The organism is Microbacterium sp. LEMMJ01 (assembly GCF_002114135.1).
GTDB lineage: Bacteria > Actinomycetota > Actinomycetes > Actinomycetales > Microbacteriaceae > Microbacterium.
Map to the genome: position 1 here is coordinate 1 of NZ_NCTV01000036.1, position 20,450 is coordinate 20,450.

A 20,450-nucleotide genomic window follows, 5' to 3' on the forward strand; every position below is an offset into this window, starting at 1 on the left:
CCAACCACTGGTGGTGAGCCGGCACCATGCCCCGCTCACGTCGTCTTCCTCCCCCGCGCCCTGAGGGCGAGGCCTCGTTCGATCGCCTCCTCGCCGGGTGGAAGCGCACCGAGGTGCGTCGTGGCGTGGAGTGGACGGTCCAGCCGGTCTCCGCCGTCCAGGCGCAGAAGGCCTACGTCTGCCCAGGCTGCGGCCGGTCCGTCGACCCCGGGACGGCGCAGCTCTGCGCCTGGCGGGCTTATGGCATCCTCGGCGAGGCGGCGGCGCTGGCCGACCGCAGACACTGGCACACCCCCTGTTGGAGGATCGCATGACCATGGAGATCCGCGGACCGCTCGAGCTCCCCGCGACGCGTGAGGACATCGAGCTGTACACCGCAGACGGGCTCACGCTGGTGGGCGAGCTGGCGGTGCCCGAGACGGCCGCCCCGGTGGCCACGCTGGTGACGCTGCATCCGCTGCCGACGGCGGGCGGCTTCATGGACTCGCACATCATCCGCAAGGCGTCCGCACGCCTGCCTGCCCTGGCCGATCTCGCCGTCCTGCGGTTCAACACGCGCGGCACGACGTCGCCGCGCGGCACGAGCGAGGGCGCATTCGACGGTGGGGCTGCGGAGCAGTTCGACGTCGCCGCCGCCATGGACTTCGTGCGTGACCGCGGACTGCCTCGCCCCTGGCTCGTCGGCTGGTCGTTCGGAACGGAACTCGCGCTGAAGTACGGCGCCGACCACGACATCGAGGGCATCATCCTGCTCTCGCCGCCGCTGCACCGCGCGACGGCGGAGGAAGTCGCCGCTTGGGGGACGACCGACCACCGCGTCGTCATCCTCGTCCCCGAGCTGGACGACTACCTGCGCCCCGCCGAGGCCCGGGAGCGGTTCGCGAGCATCCCGCACGCGCAGCTGATCGCCGTCGACGGCGGGAAGCACCTGTGGGTGGGGGAGACGCAGACGAGGCGCGTGCTCACCGAGATCGTCGCCGCGGTCAACCCGTCGGCCCTGCCGCTGCCGACGCACTGGCCCGTCGAGGGCTGACGCGGAGCGACGGTCCGGTCACCGCTCGTTCATGCGGGGGATCAGCACCTGCCGGTAGATGATGAGGATGCTGGCCGCCACGGGGATCGCGATGAGCGCGCCGAGCAAACCGAGCAGGCTTCCTCCGGCGAGGGCGGCCACGACCACCACGGCGCCGGGCACCGACACGGCGCGGCTCATGATCCGCGGCGAGATCACGTACGCCTCGATCTGCATGTAGATGAGGTAGTAGATCGCCGCGGCGAGAGCCGTGCCGGGGGAGCCGAGACCGGGGATCAGGCAGACGAGGACGATGATCGTCGAACCCGTCAACGTGCCGACGAGGGGGATGAGCGAGAAGAAGAAGGCGACGACGGCGAGGACGGCGGGGAACGGCGCGTCGATGATCGTGAGGTAGATGGCGCTGAGGATGCCGTTGATGACTCCCTGGCTGACCTGCCCCATGACGTAGTAGCCCACGGAGTCGGTGATCTGCTCGGAGAGGTCGATGAAGCGGTCCCGCTTGGACGCCGGCACGAGCTGGTACACCGCGCGCTTGAGCGAGGGGGTGGAGGCCGTGAGGTAGATGGTCAGGATGAGCACGATGAAGGCGCCGAACACCCCGCTCAGCACGGCCCCGCTGGCGACGAGCACGCCTTGACCGATCGATCCGCCGATCTCGGCGAGGTTTGTCGCCAGCCAGTCCTCGACGTAGGCGAACACGTCGTCGACGCGGAGGTTGGGGAAGGTCTCCTGGATCCACGTGCGCAGGTCCTCGATGGCGGTTCCCCGCTGCACGATCGCCGTGATCTGCGCGATGAGCTGGGAGATCTGGTCGACCAGCACCGGGAGGACGATCAGCACGATCCCGCTGAAGACCGCCAGCACGGCGACGATCGTGACCAGGACCGCGAGCCACCGGGGCAGGCGCCGTCGCTCGAGGAACGTGACGAGCGGATCGAGCCCGAGGCTGAGGAAGAGAGCGGTGCCGATGTAGAGCAGCACCGTGGACAGCGTCTGCACGCTGCTGATCAGCACGATGCCGAGGCCCACGCCGAGTGTCGCCACGAGGGCGGTGCGGAACGGGTTGTGGATCTTCATGCAGACTCCTCGGAACGGCTGCAGCAAGGCTACCCATGACCGGCCACGACGCGTCGCCGACGTGCCGCAGCGTCGCCAGGGGAGGGGCCTCGTGGTCAACACACAGGTGACTTCGCTAGTCTGAAATGTCGAGTGTGGCGTCACGGGCGGGAAGCCGTGGTGCGTGAGGAGACTATTCGTGCGTTTCGTATGGGCCGTCGTGGCCTTCGTGCTGGCTGCCGTGCTGATCGGTGCGGGGATCGCCCAACGCACCGTCTTCGTCGGTCCTTCGTCCCAGGAGGCCCGCGTCGACATCGAGGAGCCCGCTCCGTACGTGCTGATGGACGGCGATGTGCTCCGGATGAACCCGGGCGCGCAGAAGGTGCTGATCCGCGGCGAGGGCGAGATCTTCGCGAGCTACGGCCGTACGGCCGACATGGAGGCGTGGCTCTCTGACGCGGAGTACAACCACGTCTCGGTCGGCGACGACGACGAGCTCCTCGTCGAGCACGTCGCGGCCCCGGACCCGGAGGAGTCGGACGAGACCCCCGCGCCGGAGGACTCCGAGACCCCCGCGCCGGAGGACGAGGAGTCCGCCGAGCCCGCCGGCCGCAATCCGGCCGGGTCGGACCTGTGGCTCGACTCCTTCAGCGAGAAGAACTTCCTCTCCACCGACACCATGCAGCTCCCCGAGGGGACGAGCGTGCTGATCGCCTACGACGGCACCGAGGACGCGCCGGACGACATCGTCGTCTCCTGGCCGCTGGACACGCGGACCCCGCTCGCCGGTCCGCTCATGGTCGCGGGCGGAGTCGTGCTGCTGGTGGGGCTCGTGCTCTACGTGCTCGCGATCCGCCACCAGCGCCGTGGCCGCGGCCCGCGCCGGAAGGGGCCGGGGCCGCTGCCCACGACCCAGCCGATCGACGTGGCGGCGCTCCCGCCGTCCGAGCGGGAGGCGCTGGAGGCCGCGGACGGCACGGAGCCGAAGACTCCGGCGCGGAAGGACGACGCGGAGGACGCGGAGGTCGTCGACGAGAAGCCCACGGAGGGGAAGAACGCCATGCAGAGTGTGCGCCCGCGCCGTCGTCGGCGTCTGCTCGTCGTGCCCGCGCTCGGTCTGACCGCGGTGCTGGCCGCCGGCTGCAGCGCCGAGTCCTGGCCGGAGTTCGGGGATGCCTCTGCGTCGCCGTCGCCGAGCCCCACCGTCATCGCGCCCGACAACCAGAAACCCCCGGCGGTCACCGAGACGCAGGCCGACCGCATCCTCGGGGAGATCTCCGAGACGCTGGTGAAGGCCGACGAGGAGAAGGACCTCGATCTCGCGGCGACCCGCCTGGACGGGACCGCTTTGGCGACCCGCACCACCGACTACGCCCTGCGGGAGAAGCTGCCCGACCGCCCCGCACCGGCGGCGATCCCGACCGACGACGTCGAGGTCGTGCTTCCGGAGGCGACCGACCGCTGGCCGCGCACCGTCCTCATGCTCTCGAAGAGCACCGGCGACGACAGCGTGCCGCCCGTGGTCCTCACCATGACGCAGGCGGACCCCTGGTCCAACTACAAGGTGACGAACATGGCCGAGATGTCCGCCGACGCGGCCTTCCCCGAGGTGGCGGCGAGCTGGCTCGGCACCTCCCTCGTCCCCGCGGACTCCGCGTTCCTGTCGGTGCCCCCGGACGAGGTCGCCGCCGCCTTCGCGGACGTCGTCGACAACGGGGAGAAGAGCGAGTCGTACGGGCAGTTCGACGAGCTGGCACTCAACCTCGCGAAGTCGATCACCGACAGCCGCCAGAGCCTGGTGCAGGGGCTGGCCGACGCCGGTGCCGCGGAGACCTCGACGGCGGCCTTCGACATGACGCCGACGGAGGAGGACCCGGTCTCCCTGACGACCCTGGACAGCGGTGCCATCGTCGCCGTCTCCGTGCTGGACGTCGAGACGATCACTCCCACCTCGTCCGATGTGGTGATCCGCTTCGGCGACAACGAGGAGGCCAAGGCCCTCACCGGTGCCAACGAGTCCGCCAAGGGCGCCGAGACGACCTATGCATTCCAGCTGTTCTTCGCCGTCCCCTCGCAGGGATCGAGCGACCCGATCCGGCTCCTGGCGTCGCGCCAGGACCTCGTGTCCGTGAAGGTGATCAAGTGAGCGAGATCTCTCCCGCCGCCCTGCGCGGTGCCGTCGACCTGTCCAGCCTGCGCCATCGCCCCGCCGCCCCGGCAGGCGGCTCGGCGACCGCTCCCGCCGGATCTCCGGTCACGGATGTCGTCGTCGACGCGACCGACGAGAACTTCGGTCAGGTGCTCGAGCTCTCCCGCACGGTGCCGGTCGTCGTCGACCTCTGGGCCGAGTGGTGCGGGCCGTGCAAGCAGCTGAGCCCGATCATCGAGAAGGTCACCCGTGAGCTGGGCGGACGCGTCCTCCTCGCCAAGGTCGACGTCGACGCCAACCCGCAGCTCGCGCAGAGCTTCCGCGCGCAGTCGATCCCGATGGTCGTCGCCCTCATCGCCGGTCAGCCGGTCCCCATGTTCACGGGCGCGGTTCCGGAGCAGCAGGTCCGCGAGGTGTTCGCGCAGCTGCTGCAGGTAGCGGCGCAGAACGGGGTGTCCGGGTCGCTGCCCGTCGGAGAGGGCGAGGCGGCCGAGGCCGCCGCCCCGGCCGAGCCCGAGCTGCCGCCGCTGCACGCGGAGGCCTTCGCCGCGATCGAGCGCGGGGACTACCGGGCCGCCATCACCGCCTACGAGAAGGCCCTCGCCGAGAACCCGCGCGACGAGGACGCCATCGCCGGTCTCGGTCAGGTCCGCCTGCTCGACCGCGTGCAGGGGCTCGACCTCCAGGCCGCGCGCGCAGCAGCCGCCGCCGCACCGCAGGATGTGCAGGCGCAGTTCGACGTCGCCGATCTGGACCTCGCCGGCGGACACGTCGACGACGCGTTCGGCCGTCTGCTCGACCTGTTCGCGCAGCTGCCGTCGGATCAGCGGACGCCTGTGCGCGAGCGCCTCGTCGAGCTCTTCGGTCTCATCGGAGCCGGAGACCCGCGCGTGATCGCGGCCCGCAACCGGCTCTCCTCGCTGCTCTTCTGAGCGGTCTGCGCGGGGGAACGCCCCCGCGCAGACCCCCGTCAGCCGTTGTTCACGGTGGGGACGTGCGGCTCCGGCTGATGGCGGAGCCACAGCGTGGACAGGGCCGGCAGCGTGATCGAGGCCGTCGCCGTGCCCCCGTCTCCGGATTCGGCGACCACCATCCCGAGGTTGCCGGAACCGCGTCCGCCGTAGACGTCGGCATCGGAGTTCAGGATCTCCTGCCAGACGCCGGGGCGCGGCAATCCCAGGCGGTACCCGGTGCGCTCCACGCCGGCGAAGTTGCTGACCACGACCAGACGGCCGCCGTGCGCGTCCCGCCGTTCGAAGGCGATCACGGACGGATCCCAGCTCGGTGCCCCGAGCCGCGTGAACCCCGAGCCGTCGCTGTCGCGCTCCCAGAGCGGTGCCTGCGCCCGGTACACCCCGTTCATCGCGGCGACGAAGTCCTGGAGCTGGGCGTGCGAAGGCTGGTCGCGGAGCCACCAGTCCAGCTCGCGCCCCTCCGACCACTCGGCGAGCTGTCCGAACTCCTGACCCATGAACAGCAGCTTCTTGCCCGGATGCCCCCACATGTACGCGAGGTAGGCGCGGACGTTCGCGAGCTTGTGCCAGTGGTCGCCGGGCATCTTCGACAGCAGGCTGCCCTTGCCGTGCACGACCTCGTCGTGACTGATCGGCAGCACGTAGTTCTCGCCGAACGCGTAGACGAACGAGAACGTCATCTCGCCCTCGTGGTGCGCCCGGTACATCGGGTCTCTGCCGATGTACTGCAGCGAGTCGTTCATCCACCCCATGTTCCACTTGAACCCGAACCCGAGGCCGGCGTGATCCGTCGGCGCGGTGACACCGGGGAAGCTCGTGGACTCCTCGGCGATCATGAGGATCCCGGGGTGCAGGCGGTAGGCGGTGGCGTTGACCTCCTGGAGGAAGCGGATCGCCTCGAGGTTCTCGCGTCCGCCGTGGATGTTCGGCTCCCACTCACCCTCGCGGCGCGAGTAGTCGAGGTAGAGCATCGAGGCGACGGCGTCGACGCGCAGACCGTCGACGTGGAACTCCTCGAGCCAGTACAGCGCGTTGGCGACGAGGAAGCCGCGGACCTCGGGACGACCGTAGTCGAAGATGAGCGTGCCCCAGTCCTGGTGCTCTCCGCGCCGGGGGTCGGGGTGCTCGTACAGGGGCTGACCGTCGAAGCGCGCCAGGGCGAAGTCGTCCTTGGGGAAGTGGCCCGGCACCCAGTCCATGATGACGCCGATGCCGGCCTGGTGCAGGCGGTCGATGAGGTAGCGCAGGTCGTCGGGGGAGCCGTACCGGCTCGTCGGCGCGTAGTAGCCGCTGACCTGGTATCCCCAGGATCCGCCGAACGGATGCTCGGCGAGCGGCATGAACTCGACGTGCGTGAACCCCGTCTCCTGCACGTGCGCGATCAGCGGATCCGCCATGTCGCGGTAGCCCAGGCCGCCGCGCCAGGAGCCGACGTGCACCTCGTACACCGCCAGCGGCTGCGCGACGGCATGCGTGGCGGCACGACGGGTCATCCACGCGCCGTCCTCCCAGACGTAGGACGACGCCGTCACGACGGAGGCGGTCTCCGGCGGCACCTGCGCCGCCAACGCCATCGGGTCGGCCTTGAGGATCCAGCTGCCGCTCCGCGTCCGGATCTCGAACTTGTAGCGGGTGCCGACGGGGAGGTCGGGGATGAAGAGCTCCCAGACGCCGCTCGCGCCGAGCGAGCGCATGGCGTGACTCTCACCGTTCCAGCCGTTGTGATCGCCCACCACACGGACGGCCGTGGCATCGGGCGCCCAGACGGCGAAGGACACGCCCTGCTCGTCGCCCTGCGTGCGGGGATGGGCTCCCAGCGCTTCCCACAGCCGCTCGTGCCGGCCTTCGGCGATCAGATGAAGGTCCAGGTCGCCGAGGGTCGGCGCGTGACGGTACGGGTCGCCCGCGACGCTCTCCTCCTCGCCGCGGTAGCGCGTCGCGAGGCGGTAGGGGAGCGGCGGTCCCGGATGCGTGCCCTCCCACACCCCGTGCGCGACGTGGGTGAGCGTCAGGCGGCTGCCGTCGTCGAAGACGGCCTCCACCGTCTCGGCGAGCGGACGGCGAGCCCGGATCACGGTGACAGTGCGATCCGCCGCATCCTTCGCTGGGTGGGCGCCGAGCACGGCGTGCGGCGCGTGGTGCCGCCCTTCCGCCACGGCCTCCCAGTCGGCGTTCGCGGTGTCGTCGATGCCGCTCATGCGCGCTCCCTCACCTTCAGGATGTGGACCGGCTCGGCAAAGGCGTCGAGCCGGACGTAGTTGTGATCGGTCCAGGTCCAGACGCTGCCCGTGAGCAGGTCCTCCACCTCGTAGCTCTCACCCAGGGGGACGCCCCAGCGTGTGGTGTCGAGATGGACGGTGGTCTCGCGCACCGAGTGCGGGTCGACGTTCGCGACGACGATGAGCGTGTCCGGCCGCCCGGTTCCGGTGAAGGCGGCGTCGAGATGCTTGCTGAACACGAGGATGGCGTCATCGTCGCTCCAGTGCAGCTCGAGGTTGCGCAGCTGCCGCAGGGCCGGATGCGCCGCGCGGATCTCGTTCAGCCGCCGCAGGAGCGGAGCCAGCGATTCCCCGCGTTCCTCGGCCCCCGCCCAGTCGCGGAACTTGTACTCGTACTTCTCGTTGTCGATGTTCTCCTCGGAACCCGGGCGGGCCACGTTCTCGATGAGTTCGTATCCCGCATACACGCCGTACACGGGGCCCGCGGTGGCAGCGATGCAGGCGCGGATCCGGTAGGCCGCGCGTCCGCCGAACTGGAGGTATTCGGTGAGGATGTCGTGCGTGTTGACGAAGAGGTTCGGGCGCATGTAGTCGGCCGTCTCGTGGGAGATCGTCGTGAGGAACTCCTCCAGCTCCGCCTTGGTGTTGCGCCACGTGAAGTAGCTGTAGCTCTGTTGGAAGCCCACCGCGGCGAGCGCGCGCATCACCGCCGGTCGGGTGAACGCCTCGGCCAGGAAGATCACGTCGGGATCCGTCTCGTTCACCGTCGCGATCAGCCACTCCCAGAACTGCAGCGGCTTGGTGTGCGGGTTGTCCACGCGGAAGATCCGAACCCCCTCCGCCACCCAGTGCCGGACGATCCGGAGCATCTCGGCGGCGATCCCCTCCGGGTCGTTGTCGAAGTTCAGCGGGTAGATGTCCTGGTACTTCTTCGGCGGGTTCTCGGCGTACGCGATCGTGCCGTCGGGGAGGGTGGTGAACCACTCCGGGTGGTCGCGCACCCAGGGGTGGTCGGGAGAGGCCTGCAGCGCGAGGTCGAGGGCGACCTCCAGTCCCTCCTTCCGCGCGGCCCGCACGAAGGCGCGGAAGTCCTGCGGGGTGCCGAGGTCAGGGTGGATCGCATCGTGCCCGCCCTCCGCCGCTCCGATGGCGTACGGCGAGCCCGGGTCCCCGGCCTCGGCGACGAGGGTGTTGTTGCGACCCTTGCGGTTGGTCGTGCCGATGGGATGCACGGGGACGAGGTAGATCACGTCGAAGCCCATCCTGGCGACCTCGGGCAGGCGCTTCGCTGCAGTACGGAACGTGCCGCTGCGGACCGTTCCGTCCTTGAGGCGGCGGGCTCCCTCCGACCGCGGGAAGAACTCGTACCAGGCGCCGACTCCGGCGCGGGTGCGCTCCACGCGGAGGAGCTGCTCCGCGGAGGCGGAACGGAGCGTCGTGACGGGGCGATCGCGGAAGATCGCCGCGAGGTCGGGGTCCACGGCCCGTTCGGCGGCGACGACGGGGTCGCCGGCCCGGAGTTCCTCCGCCCAGGTCCTGAGGCGCGTGCGCTGCGCTGCGGGGCGGTCCTTCTCGGCAGCCGCCCGCTGCAGGAGCTCGGCTCCGAGGGCGGCCATCACGGGGACGTCCACCCCGGCGGCGATCTTCACGTGCGCGGCGTGCGCCCAGGTAGCGAAGTCGTCGGAGAACGCCTCGAAGCGATACCGCCAGAGACCCTCCGCATCGAGGGCGATCTCCGCCTCCCAGCGATCGGTGCCGTCGGCGAGCGCCGTGAGCCGGTGCAGGCTCTCTTCGCCGGCCGGTGAGGTCAGTCGCACGTGCACGCCGATGAGGTCGTGCCCTTCGCGGAACGCCACGACGCGGAAGGGGACGACCTCGCCCGCGAACGCCTTGGCGGGGAAGCCTCCCGGAACCACCGGCGTGCCGTCCAGCAGCGGGATCCGGGTGGTCCGAAGAGCTCCGGGCTGGTCGGCGTTGACGGCGCGCGTCGGGATCTGAACGGGGCTCCGCAGAGCCGTGGGTCGGGTTCCAGCACGAGCAGTCACATGCCGAATCTACCGCTCGGCCCTGTCGGAACCTACCGCTCGACCCCGGCGCCGAACCGTGCTATCACACCACCCGGAACAGGCGCATGGATGTGCCGGGGATCGGCAGCACGTCACCCGGAGCGTACGTCTCCTCGGCCTCCGACGGGCGCTCGTCGGTGCTCGACCAGAGGGAGACGAATCGGCTGGCACCCTCGATCTCCTCCGGGAGCCGCACGTCGATCGGCGCCTCCGTCCCGTGCACGATCAGGAGGATGCGGTTGGCGGGTTCCTTGTCCGGTGTGGAGGCGGCGACGTACTGCAGCGTGCGATTGCCGGGATCGGTCCACTGCCCCGGTTCCATGGTCGCACCGTCCTGGTCGTACCAGTCCATGACCGAGGCGTTCGGGATGTGCTCGCCGAGGCGCGCATACCGACTCGGCCGCAGCGCCGGATTCTCCTCGCGCAACCGGGCGAGGCGCGCGACGTGGGCCCGGAGGTCGTCCTGCCAAGGCTCGAACTCCCAGGAGAGCCAGGACAGCGGCGAGTCCTGCGCGTAGGCGTTGTTGTTGCCGCGCTGGGACCGCCCCACCTCGTCCCCGGCGGTGAGCATCGGGATGCCGGCCGAGAGGAGGAGGGTGCCGAGCAGGTTGCGCATGGCCTTGCGCCGGGCGGTGAGGATCGCGGGATCGTCGGTCGGTCCCTCGACGCCGTGGTTGAACGAGCGGTTCAGGTCGGCGCCGTCGCGATTGTGCTCGCCGTTGGCCTCGTTGTGCTTGACGTCGTACGACACGAGGTCGTGCAGCGTGAACCCGTCGTGCGCCGTGACGAAGTTGATGCTCGCGAGGGGTCCGCGGTCCTCGCTGAAGGTGTTGGACGATCCGGCGAGCCGGGTGGCGAAGCCGCCGATGCCGACCGGCGCCGAGGCTCGTCGTGCGTAGTCGATGTCGCTCAGCCAGAAGTTGCGCACGCGGTCGCGGTACCGGTCGTTCCACTCGTGCCACCCCGCAGGGAAGTTGCCCGTCTGCCAGCCGCCCAGTCCGACGTCCCAGGGCTCCGCGATGAGCTTGGTGTCCGCGAGGACGGGGTCGGCGGCGATCGCCTGCAGCAGCGGATGATCCGGAGTGTAGGCGTGAGCGCCGTCGCGCGCGATCGCCGTCGCCAGGTCGAAGCGGAAGCCGTCGATCTGCATCTCCTCGGCCCAGTACCGGAGCGAGTCCAGCACCAGTCGTGCGCCCGCGTCGGTGGCCGTGTTGAGCGTATTGCCGCATCCCGTGGTGTCGATGTAGACGCCCGCGTCGTCCTGTCGGTAGTACCGCGCGTTGTCGATACCGCGGAGACTGGAGCGCGGCCCGCCGATGCCCTCCTCCGACGTGTGGTTGTACACGACGTCGAGGATCACCTCGAGGCCGGCCTCGTGCAGCAGACGCACCATGCCCTTGAACTCGGCGATGATCGCCTCGGGGCCCCGTTTCCTGGCGTCTTCCGTCGCGTAGGCGGCGTGGGGCGTGAAGAAATTCAGGGTGTTGTACCCCCAGTAGTTCGTCAGCCCCCGCTCCAGCAGCCGCGGCTCCGGGACGAAGGCGTGGACGGGGAGCAGCTCCACCGACGTCACCCCGAGCGTGCGGAGGTACGCGATCATGGCCGGATGCGCGAGGCCCGCGTAGGTGCCGTGCAGCGCGGGCGGGATGTCGGGGTGCCGCTTGGTCAGTCCCTTCAGGTGGCCCTCGTAGATCAGCGTCCGGTCGGCGGGGATCCGCGGCTTCGTGGAGCCGCCCCAGTCGAAGCCGTCCTCGATGACCACGGCTCGCCATTCCTGGTAGCCGTGTCCCTGGGCGAGGCCTCGCGCATACGGGTCGAGGAGCAGCGTCTCCGGGTTGAACGTGTTGCCGGGCCCGTGCGGACCCTCGACGCGGAGCGCGTAGCGGACTCCGGGCTGCAGCAACGGCGTCGTGATCTCCCAGACGCCTCCGGGCCGCCGTTCGAGCGGAGCCTGGTCGACGACCCAGTCGAGGTCCGTCGCGTCGAAGACGACGAGCTCGACGGCGGAGGCGTTCTGCGACCAGACCCGCAGCGTGCCGACGCCGTCGTGCAGCCGGACGCCGAGGTTGTCGAGGATCGCCCCACCGGGCACGACGGAGTCGGGGGACGAAGACATGGATACACCCTAAACGTGTTGCATTTCAGTCTCATGACAGGACGCACCCGGTCTCACGCGCAGACGGACCGCTCGGGGCGCGGATCGGGGAGAATCGAAGCATGCGGCACTATCTCGACCACGCGGCGACGACCCCGTTGCGCCCGGAGGCCAGGGACGCGTGGCTGGAGGCGTCGGTCATCGTCGGCAACGCGTCGTCGACGCATGGAGCGGGGCAGGACGCGCGCCGGGTGCTGGAGGAGTCACGGGAGCGGATCGCCGCGGTCCTCGGGTCCGATCCCATCGAGGTGGTGCTGACCTCCGGTGGGACGGAATCCATCAACCTCGCCCTCCAGGGACTGTGGCACTCGCGTCGTCCGGAGACGACCGCTGTCGTGGTGCCGGACGGCGAGCATCACGCGACGATGGACACGGTCGCAGCCCTGGTGGCCGACGGTGCCGAGGTGCGGGCCGTGCCCGTGTCGGCCCACGCGCGCATCGACGAGGATCGCTTCGCCGCGGCCCTGCCGGGGGCCGCGTTCGCGACCGCGCTCGTCGCGAACAACGAGACCGGGACGATCAACGGTGCGCCCGCGCTGGCGGCGGCCACGGCCGACGCCGGTGTACCCCTGCACCTCGACGCCGTCGCCGCTCTCGGGCATCTGCCGCTGTCCTTCCGGGACCTCCGCGGCCGCGCGGACGACGGCGTGGGTCTCGTGGCGCTCAGCGTCGCCGGACACAAGGTCGGCGCACCGGTCGGCGTCGGCGCGCTGGTGGTGGCCCGGTCCGCCCGGCTGACCCCGCTCCTGCGGGGCGGGGGCCAGCAGCGGGGTCTGCGTGCGGGCACGCAGGACGTGCCGGGAGCGGCGGCGCTGGCGACGGCGCTCGAACTCGCCGAACGGGAGCGGTCCGCCGAGAGGGTCCGGGTGGGCGGTCTGCGCGACCGCCTGGTCGAGGGCATCCGTGCGCGGGTGCCGGCGGCCGAGCTCCTGGGCGATCCCGATCACCGTCTTCCGGGTACCGCCCATCTGCTCTTCCCCGGTGCGGTGGGAGAGAGCCTGCTGTTCCTGCTGGACGTGGCCGGCGTCTCGGCCTCCACGGGCTCCGCGTGTCAGGCGGGGGTCGCCGAGCCTTCGCACGTCGTGATGGCGATGGGGCGCAGTGAGGCGGACGCCCGGAGCGTGCTGCGATTCTCCCTCGGGCGCACGTCCACCGACGCCGATGTGGATGCGGTGCTGGCGGTGATCGGAGAAGCCTACGCACGGGCATCCGGGGCCCGTGCAGCCGAGCGCTCGTAGACTGGACCCATGCGAATCCTTGCGGCCATGAGCGGTGGTGTGGACTCCGCCGTCGCGGCCGCCCGGGCCGTCGAGGCGGGGCACGATGTGGTCGGCGTGCACCTCGCGCTCTCCCGCGCCGGCGGGACCCTGCGCACCGGCAGCCGCGGCTGCTGCACGATCGAGGACGCCCTCGACGCGCGTCGCGCCGCCGACCTCCTCGGCATCCCCTTCTATGTGTGGGACTTCTCGGAGCGGTTCCGCGACGACGTGATCGACGACTTCGTCGCCGAGTACCGTGCGGGTCGGACGCCGAACCCGTGCATGCGGTGCAACGAGAAGATCAAGTTCGCCGCCCTGCTGGAGCGCGCCCTTGAGCTCGGTTTCGACGCCGTGTGCACCGGGCACTACGCGACCCTCGTCGACGGCCCGGCGGGACTCGAGCTGCACCGGGCCTCGGACAACGCGAAGGACCAGTCCTACGTGCTCGGCGTCCTCACGGCCGACCAGCTCGCGCACACCTACTTCCCCCTGGGCACCACGCCGTCGAAAGCGCAAGTGCGGGCGGAGGCGGAACAGCGCGGTCTCAGCGTCGCCCAGAAGCCGGACAGCCACGACATCTGCTTCATCCCGGATGGGGACACCCGGGGCTGGCTGGCCGAGAAGGTCGGCACGGCCACCGGTGAGATCGTCGACCGCTCCGGTGCCGTCGTCGGTGCGCACGAGGGTGCTCATGCGTTCACGGTCGGTCAGCGGCGCGGACTCAAGCTCGGCGTCCCGGCGGCGGACGGCAAGCCGCGCTTCGTGCTCGAGGTGCGCCCCGTGTCCAACACGGTGGTCGTCGGCCCGAAGGAGGCCCTGGCGATCGCCGAGATCGCGGGGGAGCGGTTCAGCTGGGCCGGCGCCGCGCCGACCTCGTCGTCGTTCGCGTGCGACGTCCAGATCCGCGCGCATGCCGAGCCGGTGCCCGCCACGGCCACGGTGACGGCCGAGGGCGTCCGCGTCGTCCCGGACACGCCCCTGGACGGCGTCGCCCCGGGGCAGACCGCCGTGCTCTACATCGGCACGCGCGTGCTCGGGCAGTTCACGATCGATGCGACCGTCTCCGCGGTCCCCGTCGGCGTCTGATCCGGGCGGATGTCGGTCGCCGCTCCTAGACTGACGGAGTGCCGGAGAACATCTCACTGGAAGACGCCCGCCGCGAGGCGGAGGAGCTGACGACCCGCATCCTCGAGGCGAAGGACGCGTACTACGGGCGTGACACGTCGCTCGTCGACGATGCCACGTACGACGGCTGGATGCGGCGCCTGGAAGAGCTCGAGCGCCTGCACCCCGAGCTGCAGGGACAGGACTCGCCCACGCAGATGGTCGGCGCGGCCGAGGCGACGGGGCTCGCGACCATCGAGCACGCCGAGCGCATGCTCAGCCTCGACAACGTCTTCTCGATCGAGGAGCTGCGCGAGTGGGCGCAGAAGACGCGCGCCGCCGCCGGGCGTGACGTCGACTGGTTGACCGAGCTCAAGATCGACGGCCTCGCGATCAACCTGCGGTACGAGGACGGCGTGCTGACGTCGGCCGCGACCCGTGGCGACGGGCGCGTCGGCGAGATCGTCACCGAGAACGCGCTCCGACTCCCCGAGATCCCGGAACGGCTCGCCGGGGAGGGGCACCCGCCGATCGTCGAGGTGCGCGGAGAGGTCTTCATCCCCGTCGCCACGTTCGAGCGGCTGAACGCAGCGCAGGCGGCGTTCCGAGACCGCGCGTACGCGGACGCCCTCGCGCGCTGGGAGGCCAGGGGCGGCGCGAAGAAGCCGTTCGACGAGGAGAAGGCGCGCACCGCGGCGGCACGGCGTTTCCCGGCCTTCGCGAATCCCCGCAACGCGGCCAGTGGCGGCCTGCGTCAGCAGATCGACAAGAAGGACGGCCTGGAGCTGGAAGCGGGTCTGCTGCGCATCGAGTCGCTCGCGCTGTACGTGCACGGCATCGGTGCCTGGACGAACCCGCCGGTCGCGGCCCAGAGCCAGGTCTACGAGCTGCTGGCCGCCTGGGGGCTGCCGACGAGTCCGCACACGAAGGTGTGCCGCAGCATCGACGACGTGGTCGCCTTCGTCGAGCACTACGGCGAGCATCGGCACGACATCGAGCACGAGCTCGACGGCATCGTGGTCAAGGTCGACGAGCTCGACCTGCATGACGAACTGGGAGCGACGAGCCGGGCGCCCCGCTGGGCGATCGCCTACAAGTACCCGCCGGAGGAGGTGCAGACGAAGCTGCTCGACATCGTCGTCTCCGTCGGTCGCACCGGTCGCGCGACGCCCTTCGCGGTGATGGCGCCGGCGCACGTCGCCGGATCCGTGGTCCGTCAGGCCACGCTCCACAACAAGGACGTGGTGAAGGCCAAGGGCGTTCTCATCGGCGACACCGTGGTGCTGCGCAAGGCGGGCGACGTGATCCCCGAGGTGCTCGGCCCGGTGGTCGAGAAGCGGGACGGGACCGAGCGGGAGTTCGTCATGCCCGCCGACTGCCCCGAGTGCGGCACGCCGTTGCGCGCCATGAAGGAGGGGGACATCGACCTCCGGTGCCCGAACGCCCGGTCGTGCCCCGCCCAGGTGCGCGGACGCGTCGAGCACATCGGCTCGCGGGGAGCCCTCGATGTCGAGGCCCTGGGCGAGGTGACGGCGGCGGCGCTGACCCAGCCCACGAGTCCGGCGGAGCCTCCCCTGGTGACGGAGGCGGGCCTGTTCGCCCTGACCCTGGAGCAGCTCGTGCCGATCGAGGTCGTCGTGCGCGATGCGGAGACGGGTCTGCCGCGCGAGGACGAGGACGGCCTCGTGAAGACCCGCGCGCCGTTCCGACGCAACCCGACCGCGGCCGAGAAGAAGTCGGGTCTGGAGGGTCCGCAGCCGTCTTCCCAGGCGCTGACCCTGCTCGCGGAGCTGGAGAAGGCGAAGACCAAAGACCTCTGGCGGCTCCTCGTCGCGCTCAACATCCGTCACGTCGGACCGGTCGCTGCGCGGGCGCTCGCGCAGTGGTTCGGGTCGCTCGACGCGATCCGGGAGGCATCGCGGGAAGAGCTCGCCGCGGTCGAGGGCGTGGGCGGCATCATCGCGGACTCCTTGCTCGCGTGGTTCGACGTCGACTGGCACCAGGAGATCGTCCGCCAGTGGACTGATGCGGGCGTGCAGTGGGCGACGCCGGGTCACCCCGGCCCGGGAGCGGCGGTCGCGGCCGGGGGAGTGCTGGAGGGACTCACCGTGGTGGCGACGGGATCCCTCGACGGGTACACCCGCGAGGGGGCGCAGGAGGCGATCATCAAGGCTGGCGGAAAGGCGGCCTCGAGCGTGTCCAAGAAGACGGACTTCGTGGCCGCGGGGCCGGGAGCCGGCTCCAAGCTCGCGAAGGCGGAGGAGCTCGGCGTCCGCATCCTCGACGCCGCGCAGTTCCACGTCCTGGTCAACGAGGGGCCCGCGGCGCTGGACTGAGGATCAGGCGTTCTCCGGCGCCGCCGTGGTGGGAGCGAGGAACTGCCGCAGCCGTGGGGAGTCCGCGAACCCCAGCTCCTGATAGAGCCCGACGGCTGCCTCGCTCGAATGCACGGTGATCCGTTCGGCGCCGACGGAGACGGCGTGGGCGCAAGCCGCGGCGACGAGACCGCGGCCCGCTCCTCGTCCGCGATGTTCGGGAAGGACGAAGACGCTCTGGATGTCCGCGGAGAGGCGGTGCGGAGCGCCCGGCCGCGGCACGCGGGGCACGAGGGCGACCCACGTCGCGCCGACGATGCGGTCGTCGTCATCGCGCCGCGCGACGAAGGCCACGTGGGTGCGGTCGTGGGCCCGCCACCAGTCGCCCAGCTCGGCGGTGAAGGCGTCGAGCGATCGACCGGCCGTCAGGTCCGCGGGCACGTCCTCCCACTTGAGCTGGGCGAGCGCGGCGAGATCCTCCCTGCCGGCGCGGTCGATGCGCATCGTCGGTCCGCTCAGGCCTTGTGGCGGGGCTTCCGGAAAGGCTTCTCCTCGCGGTCGCGGTGCGGCGGGCGCTCGTCACGGTCGCGGCGGTCGCTCCGGTCGTAGCGGGCCGGCCGGCCGCGGCCGTCGCCGTCGCGCGAGGACGAGCCCCGCCGTGCGCCGGGACCGCGGTCAGGAGCGATCTCGATCAGCCGTCCGGAGATGCGCGTATCGCGGAGCTTGTCGAGGACGGCGGGGTCGAGGTTCGCCGGGAGCTCGACGATCGAGAAGTCGGGACGGATGTTGATCGCGCCGAAGTCGTCGCGGCCCAGACCGCCCTCGTTCGCGAGCGCGCCCACGATCTGCCGCGGCTCGACGCGGTGCCGCCGACCCACCTCGATGCGGTACGGGGTGTAGTCGCCCCGGCTGCGACGCTCCCGGGGTTCCCGGGGCTCCCGCGTCTGCCGCTCGCGCTGCGGGCGGTTGTCGGCGGCGACCGCCTGCGACAGGGCGTCGTCTGCGGGGTCGAGGAGCAGCGGCGTGGAGCCCTGGGCGACCACGGCGAGAGCGGCCGCGACGTCGCCCTCCGGCACGTCATGATGCCGGACGTAGTGGGCGATGATGTCGCGGAACGCGTCGATGCGCGACGTCTCCGACAGTGCGGTCGTGATGGCGTCGTCGAAGCGGGCGAGTCGCGTCGTGTTCACGTCCTCGGTGCTCGGCAGCTGCATCTGCGTGGGCTGCTGCCGCGTCGCCTTCTCGATGTGCTTGAGCAGGTAGCGCTCGCGCGGGGTGATGAAGCTGATCGCGTCGCCCGTCCGCCCGGCCCGCCCGGTCCGTCCGATGCGGTGCACGTACGACTCGGTGTCGGTGGGGATGTCGAAGTTGACGACGTGACTGATGCGCTCGACGTCGAGTCCGCGGGCGGCGACGTCCGTCGCGACGAGGATGTCGAGCTTCCCGTCCTTGAGCTGATTGACGCTGCGCTCGCGCTGCACCTGCGGCACGTCACCGTTGATCGCGGCGGCGGAGTACCCGCGGGCGCGGAGCTTCTCGGCCAGGGTCTCGGTCTCGTTCTTCGTGCGGACGAAGACGATCATCCCGTCGAAGTTCTCCACCTCGAGGATGCGGGTCAGCGCGTCCACCTTCTGCGCATACGAGACGACGAGGTAGCGCTGGGTGATGTTCGTGTTGGTCGCGGTCTTGGACTTGACCGTGATCTCCTCCGGGTCGCGGAGGTACTGCTGCGCGAGGCGGCGGATCTGCGCGGGCATCGTGGCGGAGAACAGGGCGACCTGCTTCTCCTCGGGGGTCTGAGCGAGGATCTGCTCGACGTCCTCCGCGAAGCCCATCTTCAGCATCTCGTCCGCCTCGTCCAGCACGAGGTACTGGAGCTCGGAGAGGTCGAGGGTGCCCTTGGCCAGGTGGTCCATGATGCGGCCGGGGGTGCCGACCACGACGTGCACGCCGCGGCGGAGGGCGGACAGCTGCACACCGTATCCCTGACCGCCGTAGACGGGCAGCACGTGCACGCCCTTCATGCGGGAGGCGTAGGACTCGAACGCCTCGCAGACCTGCAGCGCGAGCTCACGGGTCGGGGCGAGGACGAGGGCCTGCGGCGTCTTCTGCGCGACGTCGAGCCGCTCCAGCACGGGCAGGGCGAAGGCGGCGGTCTTGCCGGTTCCGGTCTGCGCCATGCCGACGACATCGCGGCCGGCGAGGAGGGTGGGGATGGTCGCGGCCTGGATGGGCGACGGGGTCTCGTAGCCGAGATCCTTGATGGCCTTGAGGACCGGCCCGGTGATGCCGAGGTCCTCGAATCCGGGGGTGGCAGGGGACTCGTCGGGGGCGTCGGCGGGGGTCACTTCTTCAGGGGTCACTTCCCAAGGGTAGCGCGCCCGGCCCCCCTCTTCCTGTGGGGCCGGCTCAGACCCCCGACGTGAGGGCGAGCAGCTTCTCCTTCACCTGCCGGCGGAGCACCTTCCCGATCAGCGACTTCGGCAGCTCGTCGACGACGAAGACGCGGCGCGGCACCTTGTACGGGGTGAGGATGCTCCGCGCGTACTCACGGATCGCCTCCACATCCACATCGGCTCCGGGGTCGACGACGATCGCCGCGACGACCTCCTCGCCCGAGTGGTCGCTGGGCAGTCCGACGACCGCGGCGTCCGCCACCGACGGATGCTGGCGCAGCGCGTTCTCCACCTCGGTCGGGGCGACGTTGAAGCCGCCGGTGATGATGAGCTCCTTGATGCGGTCGACGATGCGGACGAAGCCGGCGTCATCGATCGTGACGATGTCGCCGGTCCGGTACCAGCCGTCGACGAACACGGCCTCGGTCTCCTCGGGCTTGCCGTAGTAGCCGGAGAAGACCTGAGGACCCCGCACGATGAGCTCCCCGGCGGAGCCCCCCGGCACATCCTCGGTGGGATTCTCCGGATCGACGACGCGGCACTCCGTGCCCGGGAGAGGGAGTCCCACGGTGCCGGGAACCCGGTTGTCGGCGACCGGGTTCGCCATGAGGACGGGCGAGCACTCGCTCAGCCCGTAGCCCTCGACGAGGTAGCCGTGCGTTGCGGCCTCGAACGGGACGACGAGCTCGTGCGGCAGGGCCATGGCCCCGGAGATCGCGACCTCGATGCCGTCGAGGGAGACGCCCTTGGCGTTGGCGGCCGCGAGCAGCCGGTCGGCGATGGGCGGCACGAGCGGGAGGAACGTCGCCGGATGCTTCTTGACGACGTCGAGCACGAGGTCCGGGTCGAACTTCGGGAACAGCACCAGACGCGCGCCCATCGACATGGCGAAGGTGAGGCAGAGTGTCAGCCCGTACGCATGGAACATCGGCAGCACGGCGTACACGACGCAGCCCTTGCCGCGCTGGATCGACGGCACCCAGGCTTGGGACTGGGCGGCATTGGCGAGGAGGTTGCGGTGAGTGAGGGCGGCGCCCTTCGGTGTGCCGGTCGTGCCGGACGTGTACTGGATGATCGCCAGGTCGTCGGTATCGGGCTGAGGATGCGAGGCGGGGATCGGGGTGCTGGCCACCACCGACTCCCACAGCACGGTGCCGCGGACGCGCTCGGTCAGCGCCGCCCTCGACTCTCTCGCCTTCGCGACCGGCAGCCGGAGGGCGAAGCGGGTGAGGGCCGGCATCGCTCGCGTCACGTCGACCGAGATGAGAGTCGAGACGGCGAGGTCGCTCGGGAACTCCTGCACCGTCGCGACGACCTTGTTCCAGACGATCGCGTGCTTGGCGCCGTGGTCCTCGAACTGCTTGCGCAGCTCGCGAGGGGTGTAGAGCGGGTTGTGCTCGACCACGACCGCACCGAGACGCAGCACGGCATAGAACGCGACGATGTGCTGCGGGCAGTTCGGCAAGACGATCGCGACGGGATCGCCCGCACGGACGCCGAGATCCCGGAGCCCCGCGGCGGCGCGATCGATCGCCTCCTGCAGCTGCGCATAGGTGGTCTCCCTGCCGAAGAACTGCAGGGCGGGGGCATCGGGATAGTCCCGCGCCGACGCGGCGACGATGTCCACGAGGGAGCCGCTGACGGGGGCGAGGTCCTCCGGAACGCCGTCGGCGTAGCTGGCGATCCACGGGCGAGGGGGCTGGAACGTGCTCACGCGCCCA

Annotated in this window: 14 protein-coding genes; 7 read left to right on the forward strand and 7 right to left on the reverse strand. The window is 70.7% G+C overall.

All coding sequences use genetic code 11. The features are described 5' to 3' along the window. The first annotated feature begins 26 nt into the window (after positions 1–26). Positions 27–314, forward strand: a complete 288-nt coding sequence (locus B7W94_RS14910; protein WP_085607413.1) for a hypothetical protein — start codon at positions 27–29, stop codon at positions 312–314. A gap of 2 nt (positions 315–316) precedes the next feature. Continuing rightward, entirely contained in the window at positions 317–1,033 is a 717-nt protein-coding gene (locus B7W94_RS14915) for an alpha/beta hydrolase (protein WP_085607415.1), read from the forward strand. Between the two features lie 18 nt (positions 1,034–1,051). Here B7W94_RS14915 and B7W94_RS14920 read toward each other — a convergent pair whose 3' ends face one another. Continuing rightward, positions 1,052–2,113 carry an AI-2E family transporter gene (locus B7W94_RS14920; protein ID WP_025103365.1) on the reverse strand — a complete coding sequence of 354 codons (1,062 nt, stop codon included), beginning with the start codon at positions 2,111–2,113 and terminating at the stop codon, positions 1,052–1,054. A gap of 178 nt (positions 2,114–2,291) precedes the next feature. Here B7W94_RS14920 and B7W94_RS18155 point away from each other — a divergent pair, with 178 nt between their 5' ends. Then, positions 2,292–4,238, forward strand: coding sequence for a glycosyl transferase (locus tag B7W94_RS18155; protein ID WP_172400134.1), 1,947 nt, complete (start codon positions 2,292–2,294; stop codon positions 4,236–4,238). Continuing rightward, positions 4,235–5,173: a tetratricopeptide repeat protein gene (locus B7W94_RS14930; protein WP_085607419.1), complete on the forward strand. Its 939-nt coding sequence runs from the start codon at positions 4,235–4,237 to the stop codon at positions 5,171–5,173. The genes B7W94_RS18155 and B7W94_RS14930 overlap by 4 nt, the downstream gene beginning before the upstream one ends. 38 nt (positions 5,174–5,211) lie before the next feature. On the opposite strand, the gene glgB is transcribed toward B7W94_RS14930, so the two are convergent. The 3 genes from glgB to glgX form a co-directional block, all read right to left on the reverse strand. After that, entirely contained in the window at positions 5,212–7,413 is a 2,202-nt protein-coding gene (gene glgB / locus B7W94_RS14935) for a 1,4-alpha-glucan branching protein GlgB (RefSeq protein ID WP_139833339.1), read from the reverse strand. Beyond that, positions 7,410–9,479 carry an alpha-1,4-glucan--maltose-1-phosphate maltosyltransferase gene (locus tag B7W94_RS14940; protein WP_085607421.1) on the reverse strand — a complete coding sequence of 690 codons (2,070 nt, stop codon included), beginning with the start codon at positions 9,477–9,479 and terminating at the stop codon, positions 7,410–7,412. The genes glgB and B7W94_RS14940 overlap by 4 nt, the downstream gene beginning before the upstream one ends. Before the next feature lie 64 nt (positions 9,480–9,543). After that, complete coding sequence (gene glgX / locus B7W94_RS14945; RefSeq protein ID WP_085607423.1) at positions 9,544–11,616, reverse strand: glycogen debranching protein GlgX; 2,073 nt, start codon at positions 11,614–11,616, stop codon at positions 9,544–9,546. A gap of 101 nt (positions 11,617–11,717) precedes the next feature. Here glgX and B7W94_RS14950 point away from each other — a divergent pair, with 101 nt between their 5' ends. Genes B7W94_RS14950 through ligA form a run of 3 tightly spaced genes read left to right on the forward strand, consistent with a single transcriptional unit; the run spans position 11,718 to position 16,354 of the window. Continuing rightward, on the forward strand, positions 11,718–12,893 hold the full coding sequence (locus tag B7W94_RS14950) for a cysteine desulfurase family protein (RefSeq protein ID WP_085607425.1): 1,176 nt from the start codon (positions 11,718–11,720) through the stop codon (positions 12,891–12,893). A 9-nt stretch (positions 12,894–12,902) separates the two neighbouring features. Then, positions 12,903–14,000 (forward strand): tRNA 2-thiouridine(34) synthase MnmA, encoded by a 1,098-nt coding sequence (gene mnmA / locus B7W94_RS14955; protein ID WP_085607427.1) that lies wholly within the window; start codon positions 12,903–12,905, stop codon positions 13,998–14,000. Between the two features lie 38 nt (positions 14,001–14,038). Next, positions 14,039–16,354, forward strand: coding sequence for an NAD-dependent DNA ligase LigA (ligA, locus tag B7W94_RS14960; protein WP_085607429.1), 2,316 nt, complete (start codon positions 14,039–14,041; stop codon positions 16,352–16,354). A gap of 3 nt (positions 16,355–16,357) precedes the next feature. Here ligA and B7W94_RS14965 read toward each other — a convergent pair whose 3' ends face one another. Genes B7W94_RS14965 through B7W94_RS14975 form a run of 3 tightly spaced genes read right to left on the reverse strand, consistent with a single transcriptional unit; the run spans position 16,358 to position 20,443 of the window. Further along, the gene (locus tag B7W94_RS14965) at positions 16,358–16,837 is read right to left on the reverse strand and encodes a GNAT family N-acetyltransferase (RefSeq protein ID WP_085607431.1); all 480 of its coding nucleotides are present in this window, start codon (positions 16,835–16,837) and stop codon (positions 16,358–16,360) included. 11 nt (positions 16,838–16,848) lie between these two features. Continuing rightward, the gene (locus B7W94_RS14970; protein ID WP_441338633.1) at positions 16,849–18,696 is read right to left on the reverse strand and encodes a DEAD/DEAH box helicase; all 1,848 of its coding nucleotides are present in this window, start codon (positions 18,694–18,696) and stop codon (positions 16,849–16,851) included. 46 nt (positions 18,697–18,742) lie between these two features. Next, a complete protein-coding gene (locus B7W94_RS14975; protein WP_085607435.1) occupies positions 18,743–20,443 on the reverse strand; it encodes a long-chain-fatty-acid--CoA ligase in 1,701 nt (566 codons plus the stop codon). Between the last annotated feature and the right edge of the window lie 7 nt (positions 20,444–20,450).